Below are 11,974 nucleotides of genomic sequence, written 5' to 3' on the forward strand. Positions count from 1 at the left end.
GATACGTGGAGCCATGACCGCAACCCTCACCGAACCCGCACCCTCGGGCCCTCCGCCGCAGAAGCAGAAGTGGAAGCTGTCCGTCCCGGCAGCGATCATCGCTGTGCTCGGCCTCCTCGGCGCGTGCGTGTGGACCTATCCGATGATGGCGGCATGGATCACCCAGCTCGACCAGTCCGAGGTCATTCAGAACGCGACGACGACCGAAGACCCCAACGCTCCGCACAACGCGAAGCAGCTCAAGCTCGCCGAGGAGTACAACGCGAAGCTCGAAGCCGGCGGCGCCTCCGTGCAGGCCAATGAGCGCATTCCTCAGTGGCAGGGTGATGACGGCATCACCGATCTCAACTACAACGAGATCCTCACGAGCCCGAAGACGGATGTGATGTCGCGCATCCAGATTCCCAAGATCGACCTCGACCTGCCGATCTACCACGGCACCTCCGATGAGACGCTGCTGCGCGGCATCGGCCACCTCGAGGGCACCGCACTGCCGGTGGGCGGAGTCGGCAACAACTCGGTCGTCACCGGGCACCGTGGGCTCGCAGAAGCGGAGATGTTCACGAACCTCAACAAGATCGACAAGGGCGACTACTTCACGTTCAACACCTTCGGTCGGATCATCACCTACAAGGTCATCGAGACCAAGATCGTCGATCCTGACCAGACGGAGACCCTCGACGCGATCCCCGGCAAGGACCTGGCCACCCTCGTCACCTGCACCCCGTTGGGCATCAATACGCAGCGGATCCTCGTCATCGGCGAACGTGTCATCCCGACACCACCCGACGCCCTCGAAGACGCCCAGAACCCGCCCGACATCCCCGGCTTCCCGTGGTGGGCGGTCATCATGGGCGGAGCGGCTGTCGCCGCCGGTGGCTACATCTGGTTCGCAGGACGCCCCGTCAAGCCGCGCAAGGGACCGACCGACACCGACGCCGAACCGGACTTCGCCGGCCCCAAGCACTGATCCTCAACCGTCTGAGCGCCGTTGGCACGCGCATATGGGAGGATTGAGGGCGTGGCAAAAGTTCTCCAGATCCTCACCCCCGACGGCCTTCCTCCCCTCGCAGACCAGCCCGGTGTCTCGTTCATCATGCCGGTGCTCAACGAGGCCGAACACATCGAACAGGCGATCACGACGATCCTCTCCCAGGACTACGACGGGCAGAAGGAGATCGTCCTGGCGCTTGGCCCCTCGACGGATGAGACGAACGCGATAATCACGCGCATGGCCGCCACCGACCCGCGCATCCAGACCGTCGACAACCCCGATGCCGCCACCCCCCTCGGTCTCAACCGGGCCTTCGCCCACACGCGGCACCCAGTGATCATCCGCGTCGACGCACATTCGGGACTCGAGCCCGATTACACGCGACAGGCGATCGAGACCCTGCGGGCGACACGCGCCGCGAACTGCGGCGGTCTCATGCGCGCCCGCGGGAAGACGGCCTTCCAGAAGGCCGTGGCCCGCGCCTACATGTCGCCCATCGGCCTCGGCGGACCGGCCTACCACTCCGGGGACGAGGCCGGTGAGGCGGAGTCGGCCTACCTCGGCGTCTATCGACGAGAGGTCTTCGAAGCACTCGGCGGCTTCGACGAGGACATCAAACGCGGACAGGACTGGGAGCTCAACCTCCGCATCCGCTCGGCCGGGGGCCGGATCTGGTTCAACCCCGATATGGAGGTCACGTACTGGCCGCGCGGATCGTGGTCGAAGATCGCCCGCCAGTTCTGGGCCACGGGCATCTGGCGGGCCGAACTCATCCGCCGCTACGGGTCGAAGAACTCGCTGCGCTACTTCGCGCCGCCGCTGCTCGTCCTCGGCATGACCGCGAGCGTCATCGAGGCCCTCCTGCAGCTGAGCGGCCGGACGAAGACGTGGCCGAAGTTCCTGCGCCGCTTCACCTCCCTCGTCCACGTCCCGAGCTTCACCTATGTCGCGGGCATCATCGCAGCCGCGGGTGCGGCGAAGGACTGCGGGATTCGGGAGCGCTTCTGGTTCGGCATCGTCCTGCCCACCATGCACCTGAGCTGGGGGGCGGGCTTCCTCCGCGGCCTCGTCACCGGTGCCGGAGCGACGAAGGACGGCAGCCGATGAGCCGTCGGAAGCGGAGCAACTCGGCCGATCACGGGAAGGACAAGGATAACCTCGCGGAGGGCCGCCTCGGCGAGGATGACATGAGCAACGATCGCATCCCGATGCCCGAGCGGCCGGAGCCGAGGACATTCAACGCTCCGCTGTGGGCCGGTGCCGTGGTCGTCATCGCTGTCGTCGCCGTTCTCCTCGTCAACGTCTTCGGACACAAGGAGACGCTCACCGTCGACGCCCTCAACCCGCCCGCGGTCGCCGCACTCGACGGCGGTTCCGAGGTCTACCCCGCGAACTCCGAGCTCGCATTCACGGAGAACGTCAAGTTCGGGTACCTGCCCGCGCCCACGCTCGCCGTCCTCGGTGACGGCACCGTCGTCGCCGCCGACCCGGAGACCGCGGCCGAGACGATGGGCCTGAGCAACGGACTCGAGGGGCTGACGTCCGCGCAGTTCCTCGACCGCACGATCACGCCGCCGCGAGAGGACACCGAACTGGGCATACCGGTGACGTGGGACAAGCTCGTCGGCGACGTCGCCGGCAGCACCGTCATCCTCCCGCTCATCTCCGACTCCGCCACCGCGGGTCCGGCGCTGGAGACGATCGCCGAGGCGGATATGGCGGCCTCGGCGATCGTGCGCACCGCCGATCCGACCGTGGCGCGCGCGGCCGCGGATGCCGGGATCGACGCGATGTTCGTCGGGGACACGTCGACGGCGAACCCGGAGGACCTCACCGCTGCGGGGTACACGATGATCGCTGTGCCGAGCGACGCCGTGGTGAGGTGGAACGAGTCCGACCTCACGGTGTGGGCCACCGACATCGCCGACAAGCAGCAGCTCGACGCGCTCGCCGACCAGGGGATCCTCGGGGCGCTGAGCACGAACCCGTATGCGATCCAACCTTCGGCGGTGAAGACGGACTGACCGACGACCAGACTGAGGACACACTGATCTGACCGCGCACCGATCCGACACCGCACTGATCTGACACTGACACCGACCATCCGATCGACGACCAGGAGAGACCATGACGCAGCCCATCGGCAACCCCTCGCACATCGGCAACCTCAACGCCGGACAGCTCGGCCCGCAGCCGACGTTCCTGCCCGATGACCACCCCGACGTCGAGGCGAAGCGCCGTCTCGACGCCGGTGAGGAGGCCCTCGACATCGTCGCCGACCTGCCCGCCTCGTCGCTGGCCTGGGCCGTGCTCGCCGACGAAGCTCGCGGCGAGGGCCGCATGGTCGACTCCTACGCCTACGCCCGCGTCGGCTACCACCGCGGACTCGACGCTCTGCGCTCCGCCGGCTGGCGCGGCGCCGGACCGATTCCGTGGTCGCACGAGGTCAACCGCGGATTCCTCCGCGCGCTCTACGCCCTCGGTCGCGCCTCGGCCGGCATCGGGGAGAGCGAAGAGGCCGCACGCATCGAGGAGTTCCTCCGCTCCTCCGACCCGACGGCGATCGACGCGATCACCGCGGGGAAGTGAGCTGGGGTTTCGCGCGAGGGTGGGGCGCGATCACTGCGGGAGTGAGGCGAGGCGTTCCCGCCGACGCCCGTGGCCGCCGAATCGTGGCCGCCGAGCATTGCCCGCGCCCCCACCTGCTCCATCCGCGCGGGGTCACCGTCGTCTGCCTCCTGCGCACCGTCATCCGGGGGGTGACCGGCTTCACGCTTGAGCGCTGTGGCGCCCGGTTGCGCGCGTCCCATGACCTCATCGGATCCAAGGGCTCGTTCATCGCTCACCCGACCTGGCACATCTTTCAGGTGCGGAAGCGGTGACCGGGGTCGACGAGAACCGAGGGTGGTCGCTGCTGCCGACAGGGGTCCTCTGGATCATCGCCCCTCTGTGGTACCTCCTGTGCGAGGCGATCACCGCACGTGCCTTCCCCGGATACAGCTACGCCACGTTCTACATCAGCGACCTCGGGGTTCCGGGCAGAGCGACTTTCCAAGGACGCGAACTCGCCTCGCAGATTCCGCAGGTGATGGACGCCGGGTTCATTGGCCAGGGTCTGCTCTTCTTCCTGGGCCTTGTTCTCGCGATGCCTGCGCTGAGACCCGGGATCGGGCGAATCGCCTTCGTCGTCGTCGGATGCCTCCATGCTGCGGGCATCGTGCTCGTCGGCCTCGTGCCGGGTTCGCCGGAGAACGTCGCGAACGGTCTCATCGTCGTCCACGTCCTCGGTGCGGTCGCTGCGATCCTCGGTGGCAACTGTGCAGCGATCCTTTCGGTCGGGCCGCTGCGGGATCTGGGGCGGGTGCGCTGGAGCGGTCCGGGGCTCGGGGCACTGGGCATCCTCAGCGGGCTTCTGCTCACGGCCCTTGTGCTCATGCCCGACGGAGTATGGGAGCGCGGGTCGGTGTATGCGTTCCTCGCCTGGGAGCTCATCATCGGGTCGGTGATCTGTCTGTCGTCGCCGCGCTTGCGCAGGGGCCGTGAGCGATGAGGCGATAGGATTGTCCGGTATACGCAGGGTTCGGCAGAGAGCCGAGGCAAGTGTGAGAGGCAGGCGATGGAAAGCGACGCCGTGGAGCGGTCGGCCGTCTACGACGTCGACGCGAGCGATCCGCAGGCCAGGCTCGTCGATCGAGCAGGGATGGAGCCGGTCGACATCGAGCAGATCACTGAACTCATGACCGCATTCGGCGAACTCCGCGACGCCGAACAGGCGCTCTCGGAAGCCTCGCGCCGCTACATGCACCTCAACGCTACGGACATGAGGGCCCTCCACTACCTCATCATCTGCCGACACCGTGATGTTCTCGGCACCCCGCGCGGCATCGCCGACCATCTGGCGATCACGCCGGCGGCAACGACAAAGCTGCTCGACCGGCTTGAGCGGGGAGGCCACATCACCCGCGCCCCGCATCCGCACGACCGCCGCGCCCAGGCGATCTCGATCACCCTGGAGACCTACACCTCGGCGATGGAGACCGTGGGCCGTGCCCAGTCGCAGCGATTCCACGCCGCCGCCCGGCTCTCCCGAGACGAACGAGAGACCGTCATCCGCTTCCTCCGCGACACGAAGGACGAGATCACCTCCGCCGGCGAGTCGTGGACTGCCGAGGCGGACGACTCCGCGACCTGAGATCGCCACGGCGAGAGCGACGGTATCCTGCGGCGGCCCGGGACGTCGCTGCCGGACAGCTGCGGCGAGTCTCAATGCTGTGTCAGCAGCCTCGTCGCTGACCTCTGCGAGACGCGGCGCGGACTGAAAGACGGGTCGTCGGTGTCGGAGGGCCGACCGCGATGGAACCGCCCGGCCAAGCGTGAGGGCCACCAGATGCAGTCGCCGATCCAGATCGCCAGGGCGGGAACAAGGAGCGTGCGCACGATGAGCGCATCGAGGAGCACGCCGAGGGAGACGATGATCGCCAGTTGCAGGAGGAACTGGATCGGGATGACGATGAGAGCGGCGAACGTCGCGGCCAGGACGACCCCGGCGCTCGTGATCACTCCGCCTGTCACCGACAGTCCTCGCAGCGTGCCCTGCCTGGTGCCGTGTTCCAGGGACTCCTCACGCACCCGGGTCATGAGGAAGATGGTGTAGTCGATGCCGAGCGCGACGAGGAAGACGAACGCGTAGAGCGGTACCGAGGGATCCGACTGCGGCTGCCCGATGAACTGGAAGATCACCGCGCTCAGCCCCAACGCCGTGCCGAAGCTGAGCACCGTGGTGGCCAGCAGCACGACCGGAGCGACGAGCGAGCGCAGCAGGAGTGCGAGCATGATCGTGATGACGACAAGGACGATCGGGATGATCACCGCCCGGTCGCGCACCGAGGTGTCGTTGGTGTCGAGGTCGACCGCGGTGCTGCCGCCGACGAGCGCATCTGAGGACTCGAGGCCCTCGCGCATATCGCGGATCGTCTGTTCGGCCTCGAGCGAGTCAGCGGGGTCGGACAGGGTGACGGAGAACATCAGCTGCCCGTCGATCTCGGTCGGCTCGGCGGCATCTGAACCGCGAGGGCCTTCGGCGGAGACCTCACCGGTCTCGTCGACGGGGATCGTCCCGGCCGGCGAGTCCTGGGCGACGAGGGCGAGACTGTCGACGCCCTCGGTGCCGGCGATGGCGGCGGCCACTTCGGCGCGCTCATCCGCCTCGGCGAGGACGTAGGCCGGGGTGCCCGACCCGCCGGAGAAGTGACGGTCGATGACCTCCTGGCCGTCGCGGGCCTGGGAGGATCCGAGGACGAACTCGTTCTGCGGAACCCCTTGTGCGTCGAGGAGGAGCAGACCCCCGCAGCCGAGGATGAGCACGACGGTGACCCCGGCGGCCATCCGTTTCGGAGCGCCCGCAACGGTGCGGCCCATGCGCGCCCAGATCCCGGTCGCCTCGGCGCCGGTGAGGATCGGATGAGCCGACCCGAACTTCGGGGCCCTGGGCCAGAACGCCACCCGGCCGGCGGCGATGAGGAGGGCGGGCAGGAACGTCAGCGAGGTCAGGACCGCGCAGACGATGCCGACGGCGGCGACGGGCCCGAGCGCCGAGTTCGATCCCAGGTCGGAGAGCAGCAGGCAGAGCAGGCCGACGATGACGGTGCCCCCGGAGGCCGCGATCGGCTCACACACTCCGCGCACGGCGCGGACGGCGGCGTGGAACGGCAGCCGATTGTCACTCAGCTCTTCGCGGTAGCGGGCGATGCAGAGCAGCGAGTAGTCCGTGGCGGCGCCGATGACGAGGATGAAGAGAATGCCCTGCACCTGCCCGTTGAGAGTGACGAGGTCGGCACGGGCGAGGGCGACGTTGATGAGCACCGCGGCGCACAGCGCCGTCATCGAACTGAGGAGCACGAGGATCGGCAGCAGGGGAGAGCGGTAGACGATGATGAGGATGACGAAGACGACGGCGAGAGCGACGAGGAGGAGGATCCCGTCGATCCCACCGAACGCCTCCTGCAGGTCGGCGGTGAACCCCGCCGGTCCGGACACCCACACGCCGAGGTCGTCGGGCAGGATGTCGGCGGACTCGGCTTCCAGTGCGGTCACGGCATCACCGATCTCCGCATCGGCGGGCACCGCGACGACGAGCTGGGCGGCGTCCCCGTCGTCGGCGGGAATGACGGGGGAGGTGGAGGCGCCGTCAATGACGTTCTCGGCACGCTCGCCGAGGCGCTCGAGGGCTGTCAGGTCATCGTCGGTGAGGCCGCCGGTGCGTTCGGCGATGACGATCGCGGGGATGGCGTCGGACCCGGTGAAGGTGGTGATTTCGGCCTGCACCCGGGTCGATTCGGCGCTGTCGGGGAGGAAGCTCGAACGTTCGTCGGAAGCGACGTCGCTGATGTCGCCGAAGCTCATGCCGCCGACACCGAAGACGGCGAGCCAGATGAGAATGAGGACGGTGGGGATGAGGATCCGGAGGGCCCGTGGCGGTCGCGCGGCAGGTTCGAACATGCCGCCAGTATTTCACTAAGTTAACTAAATTGCCAAGCGTTTGTCGTGTCCGATCCGCCGCCGGTGCGAGCTGACGCCCGCGCGAACCGCGCCCATGCTGAACCGGGGACGGGCGAAGCGCCCGGCCACCCGCTGCCCCTGTGTGGGGAGAGGGCGACCGGACGCTTGTCGTCGAGGCGTGGGCGACGCGGGTCGTCAGCGTGAGACCAGGACGCGGTCAGGTCTCACTGACCGCGGTACTTGGCCTCGATGGCCTGGCCGACCTCGTCGTCGATGTTCTTCCAGTAGGCGAACACGTTGGAGAGCACCGGCTCTTCGACGTCGGCTCGCAGCATGTCGACGACCGTGTCGACGAGGTCGGCACGCTCCTGCTCGGTGTAGACCTCGCGGACAAGGGTATGAGCCTGTCCGAAGTCATCGTCGTCGCGGTGGAGCGTGTAAGCGCTGCGGACGAGTTCGCCATCGGCCTCCCAGCCGTTGTCGACGACGCCCTGCGTGTCCTGATACGCGCGACCATACGAGTTGGGGGCGTACACGGGGGCAGCGCCGGTGTGGTGATACTGCATGTGCCCTTCCTTGTCGTAGTTGTTCGTCTTCACGACGGGTGCGTTGACCGGCAGCTGGTTGAAGTTCGTGCCGATCCGGTTGCGCTGGGCATCCGGATAGGAGAAGACGCGACTGAGCAGCATCTTGTCCGGTGAGACACCAGTGCCCGGCACCGAGTTCGACGGGCTGAAGGCCGCCTGCTCGATCTGCGCGAAGTGGTTGATCGGGTTCTGGTTGAGGGTGAAGCGACCGACCTCGTGGAGCGGGTAGTCCTTCTTCGACCAGATCTTCGTGAGATCGAACGGGTTGAAGCGGTAGTCCTTCGCCTCGGCGTAGGGCATGATCTGGACGGAGAGCGTCCACGACGGGAAGTCCCCGCGCTCGATGGATTCGAAGAGGTCGCGGCGGTGGATGTCGGCATCCTCGCCCGCGAGCTTCGCGGCTTCCTCGTTGCTCATGTTCTCCACGCCCTGGTCGGTGTGGAAGTGGTACTGGACCCAGAAGCGCTCGCCGGCCTCGTTGACCCACATGTACGTATGCGAGGAGTAGCCGTTCATGTTCCGCCAGGTCTTGGGCAGACCGCGCGGTCCCATGAGGTAGGCAACCTGGTGGGCCGACTCCGGGGAGAGCGACCAGAAGTCCCACTGCATGTTCGGGCTGCGCAGACCTGAATCGGGCAGGCGCTTCTGAGAGTGGATGAAGTCGGGGAACTTCATCGGGTCGCGGACGAAGAAGACCGGCGTGTTGTTGCCGACCATGTCGAAATTGCCGTCCTCGGTGTAGAACTTCAGGGAGAAGCCCCGGACGTCGCGCCACGAGTCGGGGGAACCGAGCTCACCGGCGACGGTGGAGAAGCGGGCGAGCATCGGAGTCGTCGTACCCGGCTGGAGGAACGCCGCCTTCGTGTACTGCGAGACATCCTGGGTGACGACGAACTCGCCGAAGGCACCGGAACCCTTCGCGTGCGGGCTGCGCTCGGGGACGCGTTCGCGGTCGAAGCGGGCGAGTTTCTCGACCAACGCCACGTCATGGAGCAGCAGGGGCCCGTCGGGCCCCACGCTCAGCGAGTGGGCATCCGACTGCCGCTCGGCACCCTCCTCCGTGGTGGACGGCTTCTTCGGATCGAACCAGGCATCGACTTGTTCTTCAGGCGTGGGCATATCTGCTCTCCATTCACATCGCTGTTGACGAGGACCGATCGACGCGTGAAGAGACTTCACGCAGCCACCTCTGACTCCACTCTAGGACCGGGTCGGCTCACCGGCCAACACGGATTGAGGGGACTCTCAGTCTGGGCAGCGAACCGGCACTGGCCGCGTGATACCTGGTCGACTGCGAGGATTTAGGCAACACGTGTCTTGTCGAAATGCGACGGTTTCGGCAGTGAGCGGGTTCGCCGCGTCGCAGACCCGGCCTCCGGCGTCAGGCGAGCCCGCCCAGCCACAGCCCCAATCCTGCCGCGGCGGTCGCGACCACGAGCGTGCCGAGGGCGCTGACGGCGCTGATCACCCACGTGCGCTCCTGGAGGAGGCGCACCGTTTCGAAGCTCGCCGTCGAGAAGGTCGTATACCCGCCGAGGAAGCCGGTGCCGATGACGAGGAACCATGCAGTGGGCAGGAGCTGCCCGGCCGCGAGCCCGGTGAGGTACCCGAGGACGAGTGACCCGGAGACATTGATCGCGATCGTCCCCCACGGCGTCGACCCGCGCAGACGCGCCTTGATCAGCCCGTCGAGAACCATCCGCGCCACCGCGCCGAGCCCACCGGCCACGGCGATCGTCGCGAACACGAGCGCCGTCATCGTGATCCTCCCTCGTCCCAGTTCGCCGAGGCGGTGCCGGGTCGTCCGGCGGAATCGTCGGCCGTCGTCTCCACCGCAGCAGGGTTGGGCCGGTGCGTGAGCGAGCCGATCGCGATGCCCGCCCACGTCGCAAGCCCGCCGAGGACCACCGTGCCCAGTCCGTAGGCGAGCCCGGTCCTCACCCCGCCGTCGCCGAGGAGGCCCGCGGTGTCCGCGGCCAGCGCGCTGTACGTCGTGAACCCGCCCATGAAGCCGGTGCCGAGAAGGATCCGCAGCATCCGGCGCCGCCCCTCATCGGGACCGCGGCGGGCGAGGGCATCGAGGAGCAGCCCGAGGAGGAACGCGCCGACGAGGTTGATTGCGACGATCGCGATCGGCATCCCGCCTGCTGCGGGGAGGAGCCGGCTGAGCCCCTCGCGGGCGGCGGTGCCGAGCGTACCGCCGATGAACGCAAGACCGAGGTGGGAGGCGCGGAGGTGCACGGGCCGGCTCATGCGCGCCCCGCGGTCCGCAGCGGCACGACGACGAGCGGGCGCTGCTGATGCTGGGCGAGCTGGATGGCGACCGAGTCTTCGAAGAACTCTTGGAGCGACCCTCGCAGCCCCGCCGACGACGATGCGCGCCCGCGGGGTACGGGAGTCGGGGGCTGGATGCGGGGTGGTGTCGGGTGCGGGACTCACGGATGTCCTACCTTTCGGGCATGCTGGTGCCGGTCAAGGTAGGGACTGTTGTCGGGCACCCCGGGTGAGGGTGCGGGTCCGAGGTTGGGTACGGCGAGCCCCACCGCCGTGACGCGCATGCGCCACTGCCATTGTGGCACACGCGCATGGGGCGGTGGGGCTCGGTTCGTGCGGCGGCTCGGACGGAAATGCCGTGGCCCGGGTTCCTGCGGTCAGCCCTCGCGGATCGTCATCGAGGTGATGAGGTGGCCATCGGTGATGAACGTGAAGGCGGAGCGACCGTTGGCGTGGTTCGAGCGCCAGTCGCCGATGACGGTGACGGCATTGCCGTCGACGCTGACCTCTTCGGGGGTGAGGGTGGGTTCGGAGCCGATGAACTCGGTGTCACTCCACGCTTTGATCTCGTCGCGGCCGGTGAAGGTCCGGCCCCAGTCGTCGACGGTGGCATCAGGGGCGAGAGCGTCGAGGAAGCCCTGGCCGTCGTGGGCATTGACGATCTCGATGAAGTCGGAGACGGGGTGGGGGATGGGCTGGTCGGTCATCATCTCTCCTCGGTTGTGTCGGTGCCGCGGTGTCGGTGTGCGGTCGGGATGCCTGTGATGGGTCGGTTCTCAGCGTAGGGGTGCGCAGGGTCGGTGGGAAAGGAACGCGCCCTTCGCTGTTCGCGCCGGTCTGCCGACTCAGCGGGTCGTGTAGCCGCCGTTGGCGAAGATCGTCTGCCCGGTGATCCACCAACCGTCGGTGGCGAGGAAGCGGACGATGGGGGCGATGTCCTCGATCTGCGTGAGCTGGCCGCCCATCGCCTGGGACTTGTGGAACTCGACGCGCTCGGGGGTCTCCTGCCCGTAGAAGAACGGGGTGTCCATCGGGCCGGGGGCGACCGCCGTGACCGAGATGCCGCGATCGGCAAACTCCTTCGCCGCGGCTCGAGTGAAGTGCTCGACAGGGCTCTTGCCGCCGGCGTAGGTCGAGTAGCCGTCGGTGAAGGCACCGAGCAACGCGGTGACAATCGTGATGATCGCACCGTCATCGACAAGGTGCCTGCCCGCCTCTTTGATGAAGAAGTATGCGGCCTTCGCGTTGATGTCGAACATGGAATCGTACTCGGCCTCGGTCGTCTCCACGATCGGCTTGCGCAGCACCTTCCCGACCGTGTTGACCGCGACGGCGATGGGACCCAGCGCCGAGGCGGCATCGGCGAACAGGGCCGCGACCGCCTCCGGGTGGGTGAGGTCACCGGTGAGGAGGACGCCCTTGGTGCCGGTGGCTTCGACGGCTGCGAGAGTCTCCTCGGCCTCGGGTCGGGAGGACTCGGAGTTGAAGTGGATGGCGACGTTGGCGCCCGCCTCGGCGGCCTGGCGGGCGATGAGTCCACCAAGATTCTTGCCGCCCCCGGCGATGAGGACGTTCCTGCCATTGAGGGTGCGTGCGGTCATGACTGCTCCTTGCATTTCGG

General features: G+C 67.7%; 12 protein-coding genes. 6 read left to right on the forward strand and 6 right to left on the reverse strand.

Features of this window, described 5'->3' with window-relative positions; translation table 11 throughout:
- Positions 1-13 precede the first annotated feature (13 nt).
- The 6 genes from ABD154_RS07970 to ABD154_RS07995 all read left to right on the forward strand — a co-directional run bounded on the left by ABD154_RS07970 (position 14) and on the right by ABD154_RS07995 (position 5,186).
- The gene (locus ABD154_RS07970) at positions 14-970 is read left to right on the forward strand and encodes a class C sortase (RefSeq protein WP_198500452.1); all 957 of its coding nucleotides are present in this window, start codon (positions 14-16) and stop codon (positions 968-970) included.
- Between the two features lie 51 nt (positions 971-1,021).
- Positions 1,022-2,101 carry a glycosyltransferase family 2 protein gene (locus tag ABD154_RS07975; RefSeq protein WP_198500453.1) on the forward strand — a complete coding sequence of 360 codons (1,080 nt, stop codon included), beginning with the start codon at positions 1,022-1,024 and terminating at the stop codon, positions 2,099-2,101.
- A complete protein-coding gene (locus ABD154_RS07980; protein ID WP_232623826.1) occupies positions 2,098-3,018 on the forward strand; it encodes a hypothetical protein in 921 nt (306 codons plus the stop codon). Before ABD154_RS07975 ends, ABD154_RS07980 begins: the two co-directional genes overlap by 4 nt.
- Positions 3,019-3,121: 103 nt before the next feature.
- Positions 3,122-3,583: a DUF3151 domain-containing protein gene (locus ABD154_RS07985; RefSeq protein WP_198500454.1), complete on the forward strand. Its 462-nt coding sequence runs from the start codon at positions 3,122-3,124 to the stop codon at positions 3,581-3,583.
- 289 nt (positions 3,584-3,872) lie between these two features.
- Positions 3,873-4,544: a DUF998 domain-containing protein gene (locus ABD154_RS07990; protein ID WP_198500455.1), complete on the forward strand. Its 672-nt coding sequence runs from the start codon at positions 3,873-3,875 to the stop codon at positions 4,542-4,544.
- A gap of 66 nt (positions 4,545-4,610) precedes the next feature.
- Positions 4,611-5,186 (forward strand): MarR family winged helix-turn-helix transcriptional regulator, encoded by a 576-nt coding sequence (locus ABD154_RS07995; RefSeq protein ID WP_198500456.1) that lies wholly within the window; start codon positions 4,611-4,613, stop codon positions 5,184-5,186.
- Between the two features lie 71 nt (positions 5,187-5,257).
- On the opposite strand, the gene ABD154_RS08000 is transcribed toward ABD154_RS07995, so the two are convergent.
- The 6 genes from ABD154_RS08000 to ABD154_RS08025 all read right to left on the reverse strand — a co-directional run bounded on the left by ABD154_RS08000 (position 5,258) and on the right by ABD154_RS08025 (position 11,954).
- The gene (locus ABD154_RS08000; RefSeq protein WP_198500457.1) at positions 5,258-7,492 is read right to left on the reverse strand and encodes an MMPL family transporter; all 2,235 of its coding nucleotides are present in this window, start codon (positions 7,490-7,492) and stop codon (positions 5,258-5,260) included.
- A gap of 224 nt (positions 7,493-7,716) precedes the next feature.
- Positions 7,717-9,198 carry a catalase gene (locus tag ABD154_RS08005; protein WP_198500458.1) on the reverse strand — a complete coding sequence of 494 codons (1,482 nt, stop codon included), beginning with the start codon at positions 9,196-9,198 and terminating at the stop codon, positions 7,717-7,719.
- 262 nt (positions 9,199-9,460) lie between these two features.
- Positions 9,461-9,838 (reverse strand): fluoride efflux transporter CrcB, encoded by a 378-nt coding sequence (crcB, locus tag ABD154_RS08010; protein ID WP_198500459.1) that lies wholly within the window; start codon positions 9,836-9,838, stop codon positions 9,461-9,463.
- Positions 9,835-10,332, reverse strand: a complete 498-nt coding sequence (locus ABD154_RS08015; protein WP_198500460.1) for a fluoride efflux transporter FluC — start codon at positions 10,330-10,332, stop codon at positions 9,835-9,837. Before ABD154_RS08015 ends, crcB begins: the two co-directional genes overlap by 4 nt.
- A 398-nt stretch (positions 10,333-10,730) precedes the next feature.
- Complete coding sequence (locus ABD154_RS08020) at positions 10,731-11,060, reverse strand: nuclear transport factor 2 family protein (RefSeq protein WP_198500878.1); 330 nt, start codon at positions 11,058-11,060, stop codon at positions 10,731-10,733.
- Positions 11,061-11,198: 138 nt separating this feature from the next.
- A complete protein-coding gene (locus ABD154_RS08025; protein ID WP_198500461.1) occupies positions 11,199-11,954 on the reverse strand; it encodes an SDR family oxidoreductase in 756 nt (251 codons plus the stop codon).
- Positions 11,955-11,974: the final 20 nt, after the last annotated feature.

This window comes from Brevibacterium sanguinis, from assembly GCF_039528855.1.
Lineage (GTDB): Bacteria > Actinomycetota > Actinomycetes > Actinomycetales > Brevibacteriaceae > Brevibacterium > Brevibacterium sanguinis.